This window comes from Enterobacter sp. AC1, from assembly GCF_050434705.1.
GTDB lineage: Bacteria > Pseudomonadota > Gammaproteobacteria > Enterobacterales > Enterobacteriaceae > Enterobacter > Enterobacter cloacae_L.
Genome location: NZ_JBNDIZ010000005.1, coordinates 280,081 through 299,315 on the forward strand (window position 1 = coordinate 280,081; position 19,235 = coordinate 299,315).

Consider the following 19,235-nt stretch of genomic DNA (forward strand, 5'->3'; position numbering starts at 1 on the left):
TTAAGCGATTTACTCGAAAAACACCGCAATTTTGTTAAACATGGTGGGATCGGACTGATTGCGCGCCACTTTGGTGACATCTTCCAGCTTGTCGATCTGCGCCATCATCTGTTCCAGACGCTGGTCATCGTTGACCAGTAGCCAGATGCGGCTGTGCTCGCTGCCCTGAATCGGCAGACAAAGAATGCCTTCCACGTTAAACGCACGGCGGGCAAACAGCCCACAAACGTGCGTCATGACGCCAGGGTGGTTGCGGACGGTGAGTTCCAGAATGACGTTTTCGTGTTGTTTCTGCATGGTTTATTCTCCCACCATCTCAGTATTTGCCGCTCCCGGCGGCACCATCGGATACACTTTTTGTTCAGGGTCGATACGCACGTGGATCAGCGCCGGGCCGGGGCGAGAAATCGCCGCCTGCAGCGCCGCGTGGGCATCCTCTTCGGCGTTCAGATCGCAGGTATGCAGGCCAAAACCGGCGGCAATCTGCATAAAGTTAATCATCCCCGGATAGGTCGCCGCAAACACGCCCTGCTTGTAGAACAGGCTCTGCTGCTGGTGCACCAGCCCCAGCGCCTCGTTGTTCATCAGGATAATTTTTACGTCCAACTGGTTTTCGGCCGCGGTGGCCATCTCCTGAATGTTCATCATCAGGCTGCCGTCGCCGGAGAAGCAGATGACCTTGCGGTCCGGATTGGCCAGCGCCGCACCCACGGCGGCAGGCAGGCCAAAGCCCATGGTGCCCAGGCCGCCGGAGGTCAGCCACTGGCGCGGACGGTTCAGCGGGTACGCCTGCGCGGTCCACATCTGGTGCTGGCCCACGTCGGTGGTGATAATCGCGCTGTCGTCCACGCAGGCGGCAACGGCGTTAATCAGCCCGTAGTGGCTCAGCGGGTCGCCTTCGGTTGGGATGGCGCCCGGGAACTCGCGCTGCAGATCGGCCACCAGCTGACGCCAGTCGGCGCGGTCGGCTGCGTCCGTCTGCGGGATCAGCTGCGCCAGCACTTCCGCCACGTCCCCCTGAATCGCCACGTGCGGCTGTTTGATTTTGCCCAGCTCGGCGCGGTCGATATCCACGTGAATGATTTTAGCATTTGGGCAGAACTGCTCGGTTTTGCCAATCGCCCGGTCATCAAAACGTGCGCCCATAACAATCAGCAAATCGGCCTCTTGCAGAATGTAGTTGGTGCTGCGCGCGCCGTGCATGCCCAGCATACCGAGTGAGAGCGGGTGCGCTTTGGGCAGCATGCCCAGCGCCATCAGGGTCATGGTGGTCGGCAGGTTGGCTTTTTCCGCAAACTGGCGGATTTCATCCGCGGCGTTAATCGCTCCGCCGCCCAGATAGAGTACCGGGCGTTTGGCGGCGTTAATCATGGCGGCGGCATCGCGCACGCTCTCAGCGCTGAATTCGGGCGCGGGCGCACGGTCGCCCGGCTCCGGCAGCACGTCGATCTCGATCTCTGCGGTCTGGACATCCTTAGGAATGTCTATCCACACCGGGCCCGGGCGGCCGGACTGCGCGATGCGGAACGCATCGCTGATAACCTGAGGCAGCTCGCTGATATCGCGAACTAAATAGTTATGTTTGGTGATGGGGATAGAGATGCCGTAGGTATCCACTTCCTGGAACGCATCGGTACCGATCATCGAGGACGGCACCTGGCCGGTAATGCAGATCAGCGGAATGGAGTCGAGGCGCGCGTCGGCGATGGCGGTCACCAGGTTGGTCGCCCCCGGACCGCTGCAGGCCATGCAGACCGCCGGTTTGCCCTGGGTACGCGCCATGCCCTGAGCGATGAAACCGGCCCCCTGCTCGTGGCGCGCCAGCACGTGGCGGATCTGCGTGCTTTGGCTTAACGCATCGTACAGCGGCAGCACCGTGCCGCCCGGGATGCCTGCAACGGTGGTGATACCCTGCCGTTCCAGTAAATGAACGATCAGCTGCGCGCCGGTGAAACGCGTCTTCGTGGATGTTGTGCCCGAACTTGCCATGCTCCAGTCCTTTTCTTCTGGGCCGACTTTCCGGGGAGGGTCCTAAACGAAAAACCCCGCCCGGTTTGCGCCGGCGGGGTTTTGGATTCGTGTGTTGATCCAGTCCCTACGGCGCATTGCCGACGACCACCACCACACGCACGACGACCACTGCGGCTGGTTGCGCAGTTTTTAGTAGGGTCGCGGTGTTCATGGATGAAGTCATTGGGGACCTGTGTTTGGAATCATTGATTGAATTTATACAAACACAGGTTTTTCGGCGTGACAATGGAAATATTTTCATCTGCGCAAAAATGCGCCAGGGATCACGTTTCAGTACGTTGCTCGCTCATTCCAGGAGTCACTATAGATGACATTTCCGTCACAATGCTTCCAGGTGATTTTCTCGTAGCGTATGAGAACCGTTTCAAGGTGTGTTCCGGTGTTTGCGCCGGGATACATATCTGGTGTGATTGAGGTTATTTTCACCCCCTCCAGAATGATATTAAAATACTCCTGCTCTAAACCAGCCTCATTAATCTGATACATTTTTATGATGGCTGACTGGAGCGTTCTTCCCGTACTCAGTGCGCGAAAAAGAAGTGGGGTTACACGATCAAATTCTTTCTGGAACATGATGGGCATGTGTATACGCGTACCCGTTAATTTCCCGGTATTCCCGTCGACTGGGATGTTGACATTATGAGTAAACGATTTGAGTTCAATAGCACCTTCACGCCCTGACACAAGGCAAGGACCAACCATAGGAGAACCATTTTCATCGGTCAGAAACAAATAAGCTGGGTTTGACATAAAAAATCCTTTTTATACTATTTAATCGTACTTATCAAATCGGCTAAAAATTATCGGATGAACAATAATAAACACAATGATAGAAATGAATGTGAGTAATACCCAGTGGTCAGGCACCAACCACAGGAACAAAGAGGCGCACGCAAAAATATAAAAGGGGAATAAAACATCCGAGAATAGAATTGACAGCAAGCTCTTAAACATGCTCCTTACCCTTTAAGTCGTTATAAATTGCATCGAAATCCTTATAGAACCCCATTTGCACCTTCTGAATGAGTTCACACAGGAAAGGCTCCAAAAAGTAGTAAAGCATCTCCAGTTGTGCGGCATAGAGGGTGGCGTAATACTTAGGGTCCAATGTTTTCAGGCGACGAGCAGCAAGAGCGCACTTCTGTTCCGTTCCAATCAGTTGAAGAGCCATGACAACGTTAGGTACGCGGCGTGCAAGCCGTTCGACGACGATTTCAGAGAGTATGCCAGATTCGGAAAGGATTTTGGCCAGCCCCAATGCTATCGCCAAACGCGCGGCCTTACTTGTCGGTATGTTGTTAACAAGCCCCGTTACTTTTGAATCCATCTTACGAACGCGATTTTGTTCATTTCCATTTTCAGAATCGGTAATAACACTTTCAAAATAAAGGAATAGCATGTGTGCTATTACATCCCGATAACGATAAAGAGAGAGAATTGAGAGGTACATTCTCTTTTCTTCTGAGAGAAGCTCATCACATACATCGTGATAGCTGGGGATTAAGCATGAAGAGTACCAACTTACTCGCTCCATTCCTGAGTAAATATCAGAACCGATCCCCTTTAATGCTTTCCATGTCCCTGCAACGGCTTGCTGTCCATAAAGAGCTAACTGCCTGTCACTCTGGAACTTCATCTTTAAATAATCAGATGCTTGCATAATGTATCCATACGATATTTTTGGCTACAAAAATATACATTAAAAAAACCTGGATCTCAAACTAGCAAGATTAACTCATATAAATATTTACGTGAGAAATAAGTTAGCCAGCTTCTATTTATATCGATTATATGCGAGATAATTTAACTTCTCACAGGACATTGGCGATTATATTAACTCACACAATTAGTGGTGTTAACTTATAATCATGATCAATACATATATAATAGATATTTTGGATTTATAATATATATTTTTATAGTAAATCGTATGTCAGCCGCGTCCATTGTCAATAAGTCAACAGCCATCTTTTTTGAGCAGACCAGAAAACAAAAAACCCCGCCTAAGCGAGGTTTTTATCAGGGTTTTGCGGTTGGTCGCCGCAGAACACACTGTGTTACGTCAACGCAAAAAAGTATACGCGATCGAAGACGAACGCGCAATTCAGGCACGGATTTTGACGTTTTTGAGTATGGATGGGGTTTTGGTTTTTGTCCAAAAAATACTGTTCATGCATACAGTATTTATCTATACTGAGGGTGTTCGCAGTGAGCGAGGGGGCCGCAGTTTTACCGGCGCAATGAAGTCCTGGCTGAAACGGGTGGTGCCGTCAGTGCCTTGACCCCTGAAGTGAGCACACTGTGTTACGTCAATCCAGGTGCTGGCAACAGGCGGCGGAAAGGTACGCCAGCATCGTGCTCCTTTTAACCAAAAGGAGACGCGTATGAGCGTAGTGGATATGGTGATACTTATCCTCAAACTCATTGTTGCTGTACTGCAACTGCTTGATGCTGTCCTGAAATTCATTCGCTGATTCAGGTTCAAGTCGCACCTGAGAGGGGCGGGCAACCGCCCCTCTTTAATAACGAGGGAATGCTATGTCGCGTCTGTTAATTGAGCCTGTCACGCCAGAAGAGCCGGGGTACATCGCCCTGAAGGCTGAGAGTATCGCATCGAATTTCAACATGCTGCGCAGGCTGGAAGAGAACTGGCAGCGCGGCGAAAACCGCTTTAACGCGCCGGGCGAAAAGCTGCTGGGTGCATTTCTCAACGGCAGGCTGGTGGGCGTGTGCGGCCTCAACCGCAATCCGTTCAGCCAGCAGCCGCGCGCCGGGCGCATTCGCCATCTCTACGTCAGCGAGAAGTGCCGCGGGTTGGGCATTGGCAAACAGCTTTTGACCGTGGTGATGGCCGATGCCAGCATCTGGTTTGATTTTCTCAATACCCATGCGCCGGACGCCGCGTACGGCTTCTATCGCCAGGCGGGTTTTATGCTGGTGTCTGACGAACCGCGGGTGACGCACCGTCTGTTTTGCGCAATCTGAGCGGCTGGCAGCATCGGGTTGTGAATGTTACAGTTAAGTGACAACTCACCACCCGACGCGCCATGACCATCACCGTTTTCTGCATTTTACTCTTCGCCGCGCTGCTGCATGCCAGCTGGAACGCCATCGTCAAAGCCGGAACGGATAAGCTCTATTCTGCAATCAGCGTCAGCGGCTCCGCCACGCTGATTGCCCTGGTTTTACTGCCTTTCTCCCCACAGCCGTCTGCTGCAAGCTGGCCGTTTTTGATTGTCTCCTGTGCCTTACAGGTGGTGTACACCGTGCTGGTAGCGAAGACCTATCAGGTCTCTGACATGAGCCAGACCTACCCGCTGATGCGCGGCACCGCGCCGCTGCTGGTGGCGCTGGTAAGCGTGCTGGCGCTCGGCGATAGCCTCTCGTGGCTCGCCTGGTCCGGCATCGGGGTGATTTGCCTGTCGATACTGGCCATGGCGATGAACGGACGCATGCAGTCGCGAAAAGGGATGTGGCTGGCGCTGCTGAATGCCTGTTTTATCGCGGGCTATACGCTGGTGGACGGCACCGGCGTGCGGCTCTCGGACACCGCGCTGGGCTACACGCTGTGGACCTTCTTTATGAACGGCTTCTGCCTGCTGGGCTGGGCGATGGTTGCGCGTCGGCGCGAAGCGTCCAGCTACCTCCGTCTTCACTGGAAAAAGGGGCTGCTCGGCGGCGTGGGAACCATGGGCTCTTATGGCCTGGCGCTATGGGCTATGACCCAGGCACCGCTGGCGGTGGTCGCGGCGCTGCGCGAAACCTCCATTCTCTTTGGAGCGCTTATCGCATTTGTGCTTTTAAAAGAGCGGGTTGCGGGCCTGCGTATTGCCGCAGCGCTGGGTATTGCAGGCGGCGCGATTCTGCTGCGCCTGGCGTAAATCACTGGCAACATTAGTTGCCGATCTTGTTTATAAATCCTGCCTTGTCCTGTTTCTTCATTCATCACAGCAATGCTTAATTTGTCATCTCACTGTGGTAGATTCCTCGCGCATTTATGGGAATGCGTAGTCACTTATTCTTCATTTTTCTCTTTTGGCAAAAGTATTCAGCGACATGAAAAAACAAAGGAACGTTAACTTATTGTTGATGCTGGTGTTACTGGTGGCCGTCGGTCAGATGGCGCAAACCATTTACATTCCGGCGATTGCCGACATGGCAAAGGAACTTAACGTCCGCGAGGGCGCAGTGCAGAGCGTGATGGCGGCCTACCTGCTGACCTATGGCGTTTCGCAGCTCTTTTACGGCCCGCTGTCTGACCGCGTCGGGCGCCGCCCGGTGATCCTGGTGGGCATGAGCATTTTCATGGTGGCGACGGTGATTGCCATTACCACGCACAGCCTGACCGTACTGATTGCCGCCAGCGCCCTGCAGGGCGTCGGGACCGGCGTCGGCGGGGTGATGGCGCGAACCTTACCGCGCGATATGTATCAGGGCACCCAGCTGCGTCACGCCAACAGCCTGTTGAATATGGGGATTCTGGTGAGCCCACTTCTCGCCCCGCTGATTGGCGGCCTGCTGGACACGATGTGGTCCTGGCGCGCCTGCTACGCCTTTCTGCTGGTGCTCTGCGTGATTGTTACCTTCAGCATGGCGCGCTGGATGCCGGAAACCCGTCCGCAGGACGCGCCGCGCACGAAGCTCATCGCCAGCTATAAAACGCTGTTCGGTAACGGGTCGTTTACCTGCTACCTGCTGATGCTGATCGGCGGGCTGGCGGGCATTGCGGTGTTCGAAGCCTGCTCCGGCGTGCTGCTGGGCGCGGGGCTGGGCCTGAGCAGCATGGTGGTGAGTATTCTGTTTATTCTGCCGATCCCGGCGGCGTTCTTTGGCGCCTGGTTTGCCGGACGTCAGAACAAGCGTTTCTCAACCCTGATGTGGCAGTCGGTGATCAGCTGCCTGCTGGCTGGCGTAATGATGTGGCTCCCGGGGCTGTTCGGCGTGATGACCGTCTGGACGCTGCTGATCCCGGCGGCGCTGTTCTTCTTCGGCGCGGGCATGCTGTTCCCGCTCGCCACCAGCGGCGCGATGGAGCCGTTCCCGTTCCTTGCAGGCACGGCGGGTGCGCTGGTGGGCGGTTTGCAGAACATCGGTTCCGGCGCGCTGGCCTGGCTCTCCGCGATGATGCCGCAGACCGGGCAGGCTAGTCTGGGGTTGCTGATGACGCTGATGGGGCTGCTGATTTTACTGTGCTGGCTGCCGCTTGCGTCGCGTGTCCCGCATCACGAGCAGCCGGTTTAACCGCATGATGGCCCGGCTTCTCGCCGGGCTTTTCACAGACGGGCGCAATCATCGCCTGTAATAACGGCTCTGGCGCAGGCCGCCAGGCGCCCTCTTCCCCGTCGTAAAACTGGAAGTCCGCGTTAAGCGCATACGGAATTTTCGCCTTTTGCAGCTCGCAGGCCATAAACGTGGCAAACGCCAGCTGTGAGGCGGTCGGCGTTAAGCGGCTTGATTCCCCCACGCCCCAGCCCCCAACCCAGCTAACGTGACCGGTTTTTTGCTGCCAGCGCAGCGCGGTATTGATGCGGTTATGGATAGCCGTTTTCTCCGCCGCCGTGCCTGACGTCCACGGGTATTTACCGTTATTTTTCAACGGACCCCACGGGAAAATATGCCACTCCGCCAGCAGGTAGTTCTGGCTATGGGCAGGCAGCTTCAGGCTGGCTAAATCCTCCGGCGCGGCGCGCAGGCGCGGTGCGATGAAGATCATGCGCTGCGGGCTGATGTCGTGGATCGCTTTAATGCTTTTTTCATAGACGCGGTTTAACGACGCCAGGTTGTGATTGAGCTTGTCGGTTGGCTCATAGATGAGGTCAAAACCCAGCAGCGGGTAGCTCTGGCCGAAATAGTGCGCCACGGCAATCCACCAGTTGATCGTCTCTTTCTCGTTATCGGCTTTCGGGTCGTTTTTATATTCATCAGCCTGATAAGCGACTATCGGGATCACGCCATACTGCTCGCAGGCTTCCACCAGCTTGCGCAGGTGAATCAGCCGCGCTTCCGTCGGTTCATCGGCCACGCGGATGCGCACGTGGGTAATGCCTTTTGCACGAAAATCCCTAACCACCAGCGGGTCGAATTCGCGAATACCGTGCTCGGTGCGCGCCCAGTCCACATCCATTCCGACGCCCAGCTGCTGCGCATAATGGGCAGCCGTCAGCGGCGGCTCAGCGGCAATCGCCCAGCCGGAAGAGATCAGTAACGCAGAGGCAATAAAAGGCTTTAACACGGTTTACCCTGGATAAATCAAAAGCATTACCTGTATTTAGCACGCTTTTTCACATTTGGTGTAGCGTCAAAGCGTAATAATTCTTCACCTTGCCAGTTCTCTCAGCCAGCCGATAAAGGCATCAATTTTCGGCCACTGACGGCCGGGAAGCGTTGAGATGTAATAATGCTGATGGCACTTGAGGGTTTTGTCGCCAAACGGTGCGATCAGCTCGCCCCGCTCGAGACGTTTTTGCACCAGCCGCTTACGCCCCATCGCGACACCCACACCGTTGATGGCCGCGATAATGGCTAGGTCCGAACGATCGAAGCCAATGCCCGAGGATGGCGGCATATTCACCGTAAAATGCTGCGCCCAGCTCAGCCACTCGTCCGTGCCGGAATCATTGCTCCAGGCCTGACGGTCGTGCAGCAGCGTGCAGTGGCTGAGGTTATGGGGGTTTTTCAGCAGCTCATGCTGCCGGGCATACGCCGGAGAGCAGACGGGCAAAATCTCTTCGTCCATCAAAAAGTGATGAGAAAGGTGGTTTGGCGGCGTATCGTCGAAATAGAGTGCCAGATCGACGCCGGTTCGCTGCATGTTGACGTAATCATTGCCGGTCAGAATGGTGAGTGAAATCGACGGGTAGCGACGGGTAAAGTCCCCCAGCATCGGCACCAGCCAGCACTGGGCGATCGACGGCCGGGAGTACACCGTTAGCGTACCGGACAGCGCCTGGTTTTTAATATCCAGGATCTCCTGATTCAGGGTGTCGAGGGACGATTTCAGCGTCCAGTAAACGCGCTTTCCCTCCTGCGTCAGCTCAACTTTACGGTGCGAGCGGACAAACAGCTGAATGCCCAGCTCCTCTTCCAGCAGGTTGATGCGGTGGCTCACCGCGCTGGGGCTGAGCGACAGCTCCTCCGCCGCCAGCGCGAAGGACTCATGCCGCGCCGCCACTTCAAAGGTATACATTTTCGACAGCTGCCAGCCGTTTAACAGCCGGTTTCTGGCTTCATTCGCATCGGTCATCACAATTCTCACACGCTATTTCCGCACTCAGCATACCGTTCAAGCATGAATTTATGTGAACCAACGGCAAAATAAGTGCGCTTTTTAGAGTTCAGTCACTCAGTTGATCCAATCTGGCTCACCTGAACGCCAATTTATATCGTTTGTCAGGTCACGCCGTTTTTTCGTCCAATACCCCCAGATGACATAAGGGTGAGGTGAGATATGGGATCTCAGGTCTGGGTTGTGGCAACGCTGCTGGTCAGCATCGTGTTGATTGTTTTAACCATCGTAAAACTGAAGTTTCACCCGTTCCTCGCGCTGCTGCTGGCGAGCTTTTTCGTCGGCGCGATGATGGGGATGAGCCCGCTGGATATGGTGAACGCCATCGAGAGCGGAATTGGCGGTACGCTGGGCTTCCTGGCGGCGGTGATTGGTCTGGGCACCATTCTCGGCAAAATGATGGAAGTCTCCGGCGCGGCAGAGCGCATCGGGATTACGCTGCAGCGCTGCCGCTGGCTGTCAGCAGACGTGATTATGGTGCTGGTAGGCCTTATCTGCGGCATTACGCTGTTCGTGGAGGTGGGTGTGGTACTGCTGATCCCGCTGGCGTTCTCCATCGCAAAAAAAACCAATACGTCGCTGCTTAAGCTGGCCATTCCGCTCTGTACCGCACTGATGGCGGTGCACTGCGTGGTGCCTCCGCATCCGGCTGCGCTGTTCGTCACCAACAAACTCGGTGCGGACGTCGGAACGGTGATTGTCTACGGTCTGATGGTGGGCCTGATGGCGTCTCTGGTCGGTGGCCCGCTGTTCCTGAAACTGCTCGGCAACCGTCTGCCGTATAAGCCGGTTCCGGCGGAATTTTCAGACCTGAAGGTGCGGGATGAGCATACCCTGCCGTCGCTGGGCGCCACGCTGTTCACCGTGCTGCTGCCGATTGCCCTGATGCTGGTGAAGACCATCGCCGAGCTGAATATGGCAAAAGAGGGCACGCTATATACCCTGCTGGAGTTTATCGGCAACCCGATCACCGCGATGTTTATCGCCGTGTTTGTCGCCTACTACCTGCTGGGGATCCGCCAGCACATGGGCATGGGCGCAATGCTCACCCATACGGAGCACGGGTTTGGCTCTATCGCTAACATTTTGCTGATTATCGGCGCGGGCGGCGCGTTTAACGCCATCCTCAAAACCAGCGGGCTGGCGGACTCGCTGGCGCATATTCTCTCGAACCTGCACATGCACCCTATCCTGCTCGCCTGGCTGGTGGCGCTGGTGCTGCATGCCGCCGTCGGCTCCGCCACGGTGGCGATGATGGGGGCGACGGCGATCGTCGCGCCGATGCTGCCGCTTTACCCGAACGTAAGCCCGGAGATCATCACCATTGCCATCGGTTCCGGCGCTATTGGCTGCACGATCGTGACCGATTCTCTTTTCTGGCTGGTGAAGCAATACTGCGGCGCGACCCTGAATGAGACCTTCAAATATTATACGACGGCGACCTTTATCGCCTCGGTGCTTGCACTTGGCGGCACATTCCTGCTTTCCTTCATTATCTGAGCGCGAAGAGACGTACTATGGAAAACGCAACTATCACTACTTTAACCGCACGGTTTCCTCTGGTTGAGGATCTGATTGCCCTGAAAGAAACCACCTGGCTAAACCCGCGCACCACGACGCTTGCCGAAGGGTTGCCGTATGTCGGGCTGACCAAAGCCGACGTGGAAGACGCGCATGCTCGCCTCAACCGCTTCGCGCCGTACCTGGCGAAAGCCTTCCCGGAAACGGCGGCAACGGGCGGTATTATCGAATCCGACCTGGTCGCCATTCCGGCAATGCAGGCGCGGCTGGAGAAAGAGTCTGGCAAATCCATTCCCGGCACGCTGCTGCTGAAAAAAGACAGCCATCTGCCGATCTCCGGCTCGATCAAAGCGCGCGGCGGCATCTATGAGGTGCTGACCCACGCGGAAAAACTGGCGCTGGACGCCGGGTTGCTGAGCGTCGAAGACGACTACAGCGTTCTGCTGGAGCCGCGCTTTAAGGACTTCTTCAGCCAGTACAGCATCGCAGTGGGCTCAACCGGCAACCTGGGGATGTCCATCGGCATCATGAGCGCCCGCATTGGCTTTAAGGTGACGGTGCATATGTCTGCCGACGCCCGCGAGTGGAAGAAAGCCAAACTGCGCAGCCATGGCGTCATCGTCGTGGAATATGAGCAGGATTACGGCGTGGCGGTTGAGCAGGGACGAAAGGCGGCGGAAAGCGATCCCAACTGCTTTTTCATCGACGATGAAAACTCGCGCACCTTATTCCTGGGCTATGCGGTGGCGGGCGAGCGCCTGAAGGCGCAGTTTGCCGAACAGGGCCGGGTGGTGGATGCGGAGCATCCGCTGTACGTCTACCTGCCGTGCGGCGTCGGCGGCGGCCCTGGTGGCGTGGCGTTTGGCCTGAAGCTGGCCTTTGGCGACAACGTCCACTGCTTCTTCGCGGAGCCCACGCACTCTCCGTGCATGCTGCTGGGCGTTTACACCGGCCTGCACGATGAGATCGCCGTGCAGGATCTGGGCATTGATAACGTCACGGCAGCGGACGGGCTGGCGGTAGGACGCGCATCCGGCTTCGTGGGCCGCGCGATGGAGCGCCTGCTTGACGGGTTCTATACGCTTTCCGATCAGAGCATGTACGACATGCTCGGCTGGCTGGCGCAGGAGGAAGGCATTCGGCTGGAACCGTCCGCGCTGGCGGGCATGGCCGGGCCGCTGCGCGTCGAAGCCGATGAGAACGTTACCCACCTGGTGTGGGCGACCGGCGGCGGCATGGTGCCGGAAGACGAGATGGCGAAGTATCTGGCGAAAGGGAAGTAATTATGCCGGGTGGCGGTTGCGCCTTACCCGGCCTACAGGTGCAAAATTTGCTGAATGTGGGTTACCGCAAACAGCAGTGACAGCGACAGCACGGCCAGGGCGATGAGGAATTTATCCCGCACCGCCTTCGGCTGCACAAAATCGTCCTGCGCTACGTCCATCAGGTTACGGCTGCGGGTATAACGCCATAAAATGACAGCCACCAGCGCCAGCACAACGACGGAGATCCAGAACGGCACCCCGGTGCGGTGCCAGTTGTGCTTAATCGCCAGGGCAATCAGCGCGCCATACCCCAGCAGCGTGCGCAGCCACGCGAGCGACGTCCGCTCCGGCTGCAGGCCGGGGTCCGCTTCGCGTCGCGCTTTGCGACTATCCGCCATAAAACACCAGCACCATCACCACGCCCGCCACCGCCAGCAGGATTGCGCTGATGATGAGTAACCCGCGCGTATAGGGCAGATCCTGCTTCAGACGCATCGCCTTCTCATTGCGCAGCCAGCGCAGGTAGCCGTAAATCGCCAGCGCGCCCGCGAACAGGCACAGCAGCAGCGCCAGCACTTCACGGATCAGCGGCGTGGCGAAATCAGGTGCGAGCTGGTCGAGGCCGACACCGGCGGCCAGAAAGCCCAGCGCGGTGCGGATCCACGCTAAAAACGTGCGTTCATTAGCCAGAGAGAAGCGGTAGTCCGGCGCCTCACCGAGGCGGGAAATTTTCATGAAGGTTCCTTGTCGTGCTACAGGCAGGCTTCAGCATAGCGTAAATCGACCAGGACAAGGAGACCGGCATCGGGTGATGCCGGTCAGGACGATTAATGCAGCGCTGGCCAGTACGCTTTATTGGCTTCGAGCAGGTCATCCAGAATCGCTTTCGCAACGGACGCGCTCGGCACGGTTTTCGACAGGGTAATCGCCTGCCAGAGTTTCTGGTACGAGCGCTGTTCCCAGGCATCCACCACCAGTTTTTCCACCGCCACCTGCTGGCTCATCAACCCTTTCTGGAAGTGCGGAATATCGCCCACCGTGAGCGGCTCCGGTCCGTTATGGCCGACCAGGCACGGGATCTCCACCATCGCGTCGGCATCGAAGTTATGGATGGCCCCGTTGTTTGGCACAATCAGCAGCATCCGCTCCTGGGTGTTGAAGGCAATCGCGGTTGCCAGATCGACGATGTACGAGGCATGTTCATCGATTTCCAGCTCACCGGCGGAGGATTTTCCCGCCTCGATAATCGCCCGGCAGGAACTGAACACGTGCTTCTCGCGGTGATCCATGACCTCATTGGCGCGGGTACGTTCCGGGTTGGAATGCGCGACCACGTAGTCCGGGAACAGGTAGTACTTCAGGTAGGTGTTCGGCATGGTGTGCGGATCCAGCGCCTGCACGTCTTTTGCTTTGGCAAAGGTATCGTTCCAGCTCGCTTCGGTGTGGGCATCGTCAGAAGGTGGAACATAGCCATTTTTCGCCACGTATTCGCGCAGTTTCGGCATCAAATCGTTGCCGTTAAGATCTTCAATCGACGTCCACCAGCCGAAATGGTTCAGGCCATAGTAGCGCACGCGCATCTCTTTGCGGTCCTTCAGGCCGACAATCTGCGCCATCCGCCCTTCAATGCCGATCGGCATATCGCAGATGTTGAGGATTTTGGCGTTCGGACGCAGGCGGCGCGTGGCTTCCGCGACAATCGCCGCCGGGTTGGAGTAGTTCAGCATCCACGCGTTCGGGGAGTACTGCTCCATGTAATCCACCAGCTCCAGCACGCCGCCGATAGAGCGCATGCCGTAGGCGATCCCGCCCGGGCCGCAGGTTTCCTGGCCCAGCACGCCGTGGCGCAGCGGGATTTTTTCATCTTTTTCACGCATCGGGTATTTGCCCACGCGGATATGCGCCATCACGAAATCCACATCGCTAAACGCCGCTTTCGGATCGGTGGTGTAGCTGAACTCAATCTCCGGCGCCTGCTCCCTGAGGATGATTTTGCATGCTTCGGCGATGGTTTCCTGACGCGCGCCGTCGTTGTCATAAAACTTCAGGGCGCGCAGCGGGAAGCGGTCACGGTTGGCTAACAGCATCAGGACGATACCAGGCGTAAAGGTGCTGCCGCCGCCTGCAATAACAACTGAGAATTTTTTCATGATATAGCCTCTGTCAGGGTGGTTTGTTCATTCGTTAAAGGAGTTTTCATCAGCGATTCCAGCTGGTCGCGCACCTGAGGAACGTGCAGGCCGACAATCACCTGAATGCCGTTGCCGCGTCGCACCACGCCGTGGGCGCCGAGGGCTTTGAAGACGTCATCGCTTTGCGTTTTCGCCATATCGACCAGCGCAATGCGCAGGCGAGTGGCGCAGTTGTTGATGCTTTCGATGTTGGCCGCGCCGCCGAGCGCCTGAAGGAACCCGGCAGCCTGCCCAACCTGCTGGCTGGCCGCAGCCGGGGCGGTGGTGTGCCCGCGCGCCGCCTTATAGTCGGCCTTGCTGTAGAGTTTGATTTCGCTCTCTTCGCGGCCAGGCGTTTTCAGGTTCAGACGCTCAATCAGCGTTTTGAAGACCACGAAGTAGATCCCGGTGAAGCAGGCGCCGATGCCGATCTGGGTGAATACCGTCGAGGCGTGGTTATGGAACATCGGGATCCAGTTTTGCGGCAGGAACTGGTCCAGCAGGCCGCCGCCCATGTTCCCGACAACCCCGAAGATGTACATCACCGTCGCCATGGTGGCCGCCAGCACGGCGTGGACGGCAAACAGCAGCGGCGAGATAAACAGGAAGGTGAATTCCAGCGGCTCAGTAATGCCCACCAGCACGGCGGTGAGCGTGGCCGGGATCAGCAGGCCCGCCACCTTGACCCGGTTTTCCGCCGACGCGGTGTACCAGATAGCGAAGGCAATCCCCACCGAGCCAAACACCTTTGAGTTGCCGTGCAGCGCGAACCCGCCTTCCGGGAAGAGGGTTTTCAGCGGCAGCGTGCTCTGGCTGAACTCCTGCAGGTGCTGCGCCCAGTAGACCTGGATACCGCCTTCCACTGCCGCCGGGCCGAAGATAAACGGACCGTAGACGAAGTGGTGCAATCCGGTTGGGATCAGAATGCGTTCCAGGAAGGTATACACCCACACGCCCAGCGCACCGGCAGAACGCAGGAAAGCCTGCAGGGACTCAATGCCCATCTGCACTTTTGGCCAGCCCAGCAGCGTCAGCCAGGCGCAGGGGATCATGACGAAGAACGCGAGGATAACAACGAAGGAGCTGCCCTGGAAAATCCCCAGAAAGACCGGCAGCGGCTTGTCGAAGTAGCGGTTGTGGATGGCGGTGACGATGCCTGAAATCACGATGGCGCCGATGATGCTGGTATCGAGCGTTTTGATCCCGGCAATCATCGCCAGCCCGCTGCCCGCCGTCGGTTCGGCGGAGAAGTCGACGCCAAAGAAGTGGCCCCAGGTCATCCCCATCACGTTGATGAAGTAGTTCCAGGTCAGGAAGCTAATCAGCACCGCCAGACAGGCGCGGCCCTGCGCCTGCTTCGCCAGGCCAATCGGCAGGCCAACCGCAAAAATCAGCGGCATATTGCGAAACACCGCCCAGCCGCCCTCTTCAATGATGTGAACGATCTGCGCGAAAAGATGATCGGGGGCGGTTAAGGCTTCGCCGACAAACAGCGGGTTGCGAAGCATAATGGCGATTCCCACCACGATCCCGGCAAACGGAAACAGCAACACCGGGGTAAACATGGCACCGCCAAAACGTTGTATTTGACTGAGCATTTTTAAATCCTCACGTAACAACCTGTAGGGGGTAGAGGCCTTTATGGTTTTTTACTGGCCTGAGATGAGCATAAGAACTTACTGATGCGCGAACATGGCGTGCCGCTGCGATTCGTGATCGCATTCATGGTTTTATTTTGACCAATCAGGTCTACTTTTTGCTTTAAATATGGACATGTCAGGACGCCATCCACGCCCTGATAAGGGCAGAGAGGTCTACTGGTGATCTACAAATCAATCGCCGACAGGTTGCGGCTGCGGCTGAATTCGTCGGACTACAACATCGGCAGTCCGCTACCCGGCGAAAAAGCGCTGGCGCAGGAGTTTGGCGTGGCGCGAATGACCATCCGCAAGGCGCTGGATCTGCTGGTGAGCTGGGGTCTGGTTGAGCGGCGGCACGGCAGCGGAACTTTTGTCTCACGCAAAGACGTTCACCACGAAACCACCAACCTGACCGGGCTGGTGGAGGTGCTGCGCCAGCAGGGGAAAGAGGTGCAGAGCAAGGTGCTGCAGTTCGAAGTGATGCCCGCCCCACCCGCCATCGCCAGCCAGCTGCGGATTCAGGTGGATGAACGGATCTATTTTTCCCGGCGGGTGCGCTACGTGGACGGGAAGCCGCTGATGCTGGAGGACAGCTTTATGCCGGTGAAGCTGTTCCGCAACCTCTCACTGGCGCATCTTGAGGGGTCTAAGTTTGATTACATCGAGAAGGAGTGCGGGATCACCATCAGCGGCAACTACGAGAGCCTGACGCCGGTGCTGGCGGATAAACAGCTGGCTGGCTATATGAATCTACCGGAACAGACGCCGCTGCTGCGCATTACCTCTCTCTCCTACAGCGACAGCGGCGAGTTCCTCAACTATTCCGTCATGTTCCGCAATACCAGCGATTACCAGGTGGACTACCATCTGCGGCGCATCCACCCGGACGACCTGCTAGCCCATCCCCCAGAACAGCACCGCCAGTAGCTGCGGGGTGATGATGCGCAGGAACATCACCAGCGGATAGACGGTTGCATAGGAGAGCGCGGCCGCGCCGCTGGTGGCGTGCAGGTTGTTGGCAAAGGCCAGCGCGGGCGGGTCCGTCATCGAGCCCGCGAGCATGCCGCACAGCGTCAGGTAGTTCATTTTAGCGAACATACGCGCCAGTATGCCTATCGTCAGCAGCGGGATCGCCGTGATGAATATGCCGTAGCCGACCCAGCTCATCCCCTCCCCTCTGACCAGAGTATCGACAAAATCCCCGCCGGACTTCAGCCCGACCACCGCCAGGAACAGCACAATGCCCAGCTCGCGCAGCGCGAGGTTAGCGCTCGGCGGCATAAACCAGTAAAGCTTACCGATACAGCCGATACGCCCGAGGATCAGCGCCATAATCAGCGGCCCGCCCGCCAGGCCCAGCTTGAGGGCGACCGGGAAACCCGGCACGTACACCGGAATGGAGCCCAGCAGCACGCCAAGCCCGATACCGATAAACACCGGCAGCATTTGCACCTGCTGCAGTTTTTGCTGGGCGTTGCCCACCATATCCGCGACGGCGTCAATGGAAGACGGACGCCCGACCAGGTTGAGAATATCGCCGAACTGCAGGCTGGCCTCCGGGCTGGCAACCAGCTCGACACCCGCGCGGTTAAGGCGGGAGATGACCACGTCATAGCGCTCTTTTACCTGCAGATCGCGGATTTTCTTGCCCAGAACGAGCTCGTTAGTGACCACAACGCGCTCGACGCGCATATCGGTGCCGCGGGTGGAGAGCGAGGTATCCACTTCCTGCCCAATCACCAGACGGGCGTTGTTTAAATCGCCGGGCTGGCCGACCAGGTGCAGCAGATCGCCTTGCTGAATGACGGTGCCGGGCGCGGGCACCATCAGCATCTCGTCGCGCTTGAGGCGCGAGCAGATAATATTGGCGCTGTTGAGGATCGGTACGTCCTGAATCGCCATATTGTTCAGGTTGGGGTTATCGACGCGAACGTTGATGGTTTTGATCGGCATGTGGCCGTTGGTGAGCGTCGTTTCGTGGTCCTTCGCCTCTTTATCAACGTTGATGCGAAACAGGACGCGTACCAGCCACATGGTGAGCAGGATGCCGCAAATCCCAAACGGATAGGCCATGGCGTAGCTCATCCCCATCTGGTCGACAATGCCGGGTTCAATACCCAGGTCACGCAGGATTTGCTGCCCCGCACCGAGCGCAGGCGTGTTGGTGACCGCCCCGGAGAAAATGCCCAGCACCACGGGCAGCGGGATAGCAAAGATTTTGTGCAGAATCGCGGTGACCAGCCCGCCCATCACCACAATACCGAGGGCAAACAGGTTGAGCCGAAGTCCGGAGACCCGAAGTGAGGCGAAAAAGCCCGGCCCCACCTGAATGCCAATGGTATAGACGAACAGGATCAGGCCAAACTCCTGAGTAAAGTGGAGCATGTCGGCGCTGAGGACCAGCCCGAGCTTGTCGGCGAAGTGCCCGACAAAAATGCCGCCAAACAGCACCCCGCCAATCCCAAACCCGACGCCGCGGATTTTGATATTACCGATCCATAATCCAACAACAGCGACCAGGGCCAACACGCTGACGGTTAACGCGATATCACTCATGATCCACTTCCTTGCATAACCTTAGTTATGTTAAGGATTCTCTCAGAGCCGCAGGCGGTTGTATGGGCGATGGCGCACAAAAAAGCCCTGCCGGGGCAGGGCTTTGTGCGGTCTGTGAGTATTGTCGGGTGGCGGCTGCGCCTTACCCGACCTACAGGATCGGCCGGTTTGGTAGGCCGGGTAAGGCGCAGCCGCCACCCGGCAAAAAAGCGGATTAACTATTCAACGCCGGACGCTCGCTAATGGCGATACGCTGCGGCGCGATGGCTTCCGGCACGTTGCGGAGCAGGTCGATATGCAGCAGCCCGTTGGTAAACGTTGCGCCGGACACTTCCATATGGTCTGCCAGGGTAAAGCTCAGGCTAAACGGCTGATTAACCAGCCCCTGATGCAGCCATTTGGTTTCGGTCTCTTGTTTTTCCGGCGTCCCTTTCACGGTCAGACGGGTGCCTTCAAGCTGGATATCCAGGTCATCCTGGCGGAAACCGGCCAGCGCAAGGGTGATGCGATAGTGGTTATCGTCACTTTTTTCGATGTTGTACGGCGGAAACGTCTGTTGTTCATTGCTGCTTTGCAAGGCGTTAGCCAGTTTGTCAAAACCAATCCACTGACGCAGTAAGGGGGATAAATCGTAGTTACGCATACTAAATCTCCTTCTGAGAAGCGAGTTCGGCACAGTTTAATTTTGTGCGCAGTTGTTCCTGCGAATCCTGATGGATTCGCATATGCTCCCGTTACGGCAAGCAATTCTGGGTGGGCCGCTCAC

20 protein-coding genes are annotated in these 19,235 nt (G+C 57.1%); 7 read left to right on the top strand and 13 right to left on the bottom strand.

Translation table 11 applies throughout. The features are described from left to right. Positions 1–9 precede the first annotated feature (9 nt). The 5 genes from ilvN to M2433_RS16310 form a co-directional block, all read right to left on the bottom strand. Complete coding sequence (gene ilvN, locus M2433_RS16290) at positions 10–297, bottom strand: acetolactate synthase small subunit (RefSeq protein ID WP_006808802.1); 288 nt, start codon at positions 295–297, stop codon at positions 10–12. Positions 298–300: 3 nt separating this feature from the next. Next, the gene (gene ilvB / locus M2433_RS16295; RefSeq protein WP_429055207.1) at positions 301–1,989 is read right to left on the bottom strand and encodes an acetolactate synthase large subunit; all 1,689 of its coding nucleotides are present in this window, start codon (positions 1,987–1,989) and stop codon (positions 301–303) included. 106 nt (positions 1,990–2,095) lie between these two features. Then, positions 2,096–2,194 carry an ilvB operon leader peptide IvbL gene (ivbL, locus tag M2433_RS16300; protein ID WP_072059244.1) on the bottom strand — a complete coding sequence of 33 codons (99 nt, stop codon included), beginning with the start codon at positions 2,192–2,194 and terminating at the stop codon, positions 2,096–2,098. A gap of 107 nt (positions 2,195–2,301) precedes the next feature. Continuing rightward, complete coding sequence (locus M2433_RS16305; RefSeq protein WP_429055204.1) at positions 2,302–2,781, bottom strand: Hcp family type VI secretion system effector; 480 nt, start codon at positions 2,779–2,781, stop codon at positions 2,302–2,304. 196 nt (positions 2,782–2,977) lie between these two features. Beyond that, the gene (locus tag M2433_RS16310; protein WP_429055201.1) at positions 2,978–3,691 is read right to left on the bottom strand and encodes a hypothetical protein; all 714 of its coding nucleotides are present in this window, start codon (positions 3,689–3,691) and stop codon (positions 2,978–2,980) included. A 724-nt stretch (positions 3,692–4,415) separates the two neighbouring features. Here M2433_RS16310 and tisB point away from each other — a divergent pair. The 4 genes from tisB to emrD all read left to right on the top strand — a co-directional run bounded on the left by tisB (position 4,416) and on the right by emrD (position 7,272). Then, on the top strand, positions 4,416–4,505 hold the full coding sequence (gene tisB / locus M2433_RS16315) for a type I toxin-antitoxin system toxin TisB (protein WP_047347446.1): 90 nt from the start codon (positions 4,416–4,418) through the stop codon (positions 4,503–4,505). Positions 4,506–4,569: 64 nt separating this feature from the next. After that, positions 4,570–5,016 (top strand): GNAT family N-acetyltransferase, encoded by a 447-nt coding sequence (locus M2433_RS16320; protein ID WP_429055199.1) that lies wholly within the window; start codon positions 4,570–4,572, stop codon positions 5,014–5,016. Positions 5,017–5,078: 62 nt separating this feature from the next. Then, positions 5,079–5,912 carry an EamA family transporter gene (locus M2433_RS16325; RefSeq protein ID WP_429055197.1) on the top strand — a complete coding sequence of 278 codons (834 nt, stop codon included), beginning with the start codon at positions 5,079–5,081 and terminating at the stop codon, positions 5,910–5,912. A 175-nt stretch (positions 5,913–6,087) separates the two neighbouring features. Then, complete coding sequence (emrD, locus tag M2433_RS16330) at positions 6,088–7,272, top strand: multidrug efflux MFS transporter EmrD (RefSeq protein ID WP_429055194.1); 1,185 nt, start codon at positions 6,088–6,090, stop codon at positions 7,270–7,272. Here emrD and M2433_RS16335 read toward each other — a convergent pair. Both M2433_RS16335 and dsdC read right to left on the bottom strand, forming a co-directional pair. Beyond that, a complete protein-coding gene (locus tag M2433_RS16335; RefSeq protein ID WP_429055193.1) occupies positions 7,175–8,263 on the bottom strand; it encodes a cellulase family glycosylhydrolase in 1,089 nt (362 codons plus the stop codon). The genes emrD and M2433_RS16335 overlap by 98 nt on opposite strands. An 84-nt stretch (positions 8,264–8,347) precedes the next feature. Next, positions 8,348–9,274, bottom strand: a complete 927-nt coding sequence (gene dsdC, locus M2433_RS16340; RefSeq protein WP_429055191.1) for a DNA-binding transcriptional regulator DsdC — start codon at positions 9,272–9,274, stop codon at positions 8,348–8,350. Positions 9,275–9,478: 204 nt separating this feature from the next. Between dsdC and dsdX the strand changes: the two genes are divergently transcribed. Further along, positions 9,479–10,816: a D-serine transporter DsdX gene (gene dsdX, locus M2433_RS16345; RefSeq protein WP_278107755.1), complete on the top strand. Its 1,338-nt coding sequence runs from the start codon at positions 9,479–9,481 to the stop codon at positions 10,814–10,816. Positions 10,817–10,833: 17 nt separating this feature from the next. After that, positions 10,834–12,120 (top strand): D-serine ammonia-lyase, encoded by a 1,287-nt coding sequence (gene dsdA / locus M2433_RS16350; protein ID WP_429055189.1) that lies wholly within the window; start codon positions 10,834–10,836, stop codon positions 12,118–12,120. 32 nt (positions 12,121–12,152) lie between these two features. Here dsdA and M2433_RS16355 read toward each other — a convergent pair whose 3' ends face one another. From M2433_RS16355 to M2433_RS16370, 4 genes are all read right to left on the bottom strand, one after another. Further along, positions 12,153–12,500, bottom strand: coding sequence for a DUF202 domain-containing protein (locus M2433_RS16355; RefSeq protein WP_025756986.1), 348 nt, complete (start codon positions 12,498–12,500; stop codon positions 12,153–12,155). Next, positions 12,490–12,837 (bottom strand): YidH family protein, encoded by a 348-nt coding sequence (locus tag M2433_RS16360; protein ID WP_429055186.1) that lies wholly within the window; start codon positions 12,835–12,837, stop codon positions 12,490–12,492. Before M2433_RS16360 ends, M2433_RS16355 begins: the two co-directional genes overlap by 11 nt. Before the next feature lie 92 nt (positions 12,838–12,929). Continuing rightward, positions 12,930–14,252 carry a 6-phospho-alpha-glucosidase gene (locus tag M2433_RS16365; RefSeq protein ID WP_429055183.1) on the bottom strand — a complete coding sequence of 441 codons (1,323 nt, stop codon included), beginning with the start codon at positions 14,250–14,252 and terminating at the stop codon, positions 12,930–12,932. Next, entirely contained in the window at positions 14,249–15,871 is a 1,623-nt protein-coding gene (locus tag M2433_RS16370; RefSeq protein WP_429055181.1) for an alpha-glucoside-specific PTS transporter subunit IIBC, read from the bottom strand. Before M2433_RS16370 ends, M2433_RS16365 begins: the two co-directional genes overlap by 4 nt. A 222-nt stretch (positions 15,872–16,093) precedes the next feature. On the opposite strand from M2433_RS16370, the gene M2433_RS16375 reads away from it, so the two are divergent. After that, positions 16,094–16,840 (top strand): GntR family transcriptional regulator, encoded by a 747-nt coding sequence (locus M2433_RS16375; RefSeq protein WP_023618235.1) that lies wholly within the window; start codon positions 16,094–16,096, stop codon positions 16,838–16,840. Here the strand turns inward: M2433_RS16375 and M2433_RS16380 are convergent. Continuing rightward, entirely contained in the window at positions 16,808–18,469 is a 1,662-nt protein-coding gene (locus M2433_RS16380) for a putative transporter (protein ID WP_429055178.1), read from the bottom strand. The two genes, M2433_RS16375 and M2433_RS16380, sit on opposite strands and share 33 nt — an antisense overlap. A gap of 214 nt (positions 18,470–18,683) precedes the next feature. Continuing rightward, a complete protein-coding gene (gene ibpB, locus M2433_RS16385) occupies positions 18,684–19,112 on the bottom strand; it encodes a small heat shock chaperone IbpB (RefSeq protein WP_059311582.1) in 429 nt (142 codons plus the stop codon). Positions 19,113–19,235: the final 123 nt, after the last annotated feature.

Bases quoted from the DNA above. Each gene is read 5' to 3' on its own strand.
- M2433_RS16310 (WP_429055201.1), bottom strand. From the start codon at position 3,691: ATGCAAGCATCTGATTATTTAAAGATGAAGTTCCAGAGTGACAGGCAG.
- M2433_RS16325 (WP_429055197.1), top strand. From the start codon at position 5,079: ATGACCATCACCGTTTTCTGCATTTTACTCTTCGCCGCGCTGCTGCAT.
- tisB (WP_047347446.1), top strand. From the start codon at position 4,416: ATGAGCGTAGTGGATATGGTGATACTTATCCTCAAACTCATTGTTGCT.
- ilvB (WP_429055207.1), bottom strand. From the start codon at position 1,989: ATGGCAAGTTCGGGCACAACATCCACGAAGACGCGTTTCACCGGCGCG.
- ivbL (WP_072059244.1), bottom strand. From the start codon at position 2,194: ATGACTTCATCCATGAACACCGCGACCCTACTAAAAACTGCGCAACCA.
- M2433_RS16365 (WP_429055183.1), bottom strand. From the start codon at position 14,252: ATGAAAAAATTCTCAGTTGTTATTGCAGGCGGCGGCAGCACCTTTACG.
- dsdC (WP_429055191.1), bottom strand. From the start codon at position 9,274: ATGACCGATGCGAATGAAGCCAGAAACCGGCTGTTAAACGGCTGGCAG.
- M2433_RS16370 (WP_429055181.1), bottom strand. From the start codon at position 15,871: ATGCTCAGTCAAATACAACGTTTTGGCGGTGCCATGTTTACCCCGGTG.
- dsdA (WP_429055189.1), top strand. From the start codon at position 10,834: ATGGAAAACGCAACTATCACTACTTTAACCGCACGGTTTCCTCTGGTT.
- M2433_RS16360 (WP_429055186.1), bottom strand. From the start codon at position 12,837: ATGAAAATTTCCCGCCTCGGTGAGGCGCCGGACTACCGCTTCTCTCTG.
- ilvN (WP_006808802.1), bottom strand. From the start codon at position 297: ATGCAGAAACAACACGAAAACGTCATTCTGGAACTCACCGTCCGCAAC.
- emrD (WP_429055194.1), top strand. From the start codon at position 6,088: ATGAAAAAACAAAGGAACGTTAACTTATTGTTGATGCTGGTGTTACTG.
- M2433_RS16380 (WP_429055178.1), bottom strand. From the start codon at position 18,469: ATGAGTGATATCGCGTTAACCGTCAGCGTGTTGGCCCTGGTCGCTGTT.
- dsdX (WP_278107755.1), top strand. From the start codon at position 9,479: ATGGGATCTCAGGTCTGGGTTGTGGCAACGCTGCTGGTCAGCATCGTG.
- ibpB (WP_059311582.1), bottom strand. From the start codon at position 19,112: ATGCGTAACTACGATTTATCCCCCTTACTGCGTCAGTGGATTGGTTTT.
- M2433_RS16320 (WP_429055199.1), top strand. From the start codon at position 4,570: ATGTCGCGTCTGTTAATTGAGCCTGTCACGCCAGAAGAGCCGGGGTAC.
- M2433_RS16305 (WP_429055204.1), bottom strand. From the start codon at position 2,781: ATGTCAAACCCAGCTTATTTGTTTCTGACCGATGAAAATGGTTCTCCT.
- M2433_RS16355 (WP_025756986.1), bottom strand. From the start codon at position 12,500: ATGGCGGATAGTCGCAAAGCGCGACGCGAAGCGGACCCCGGCCTGCAG.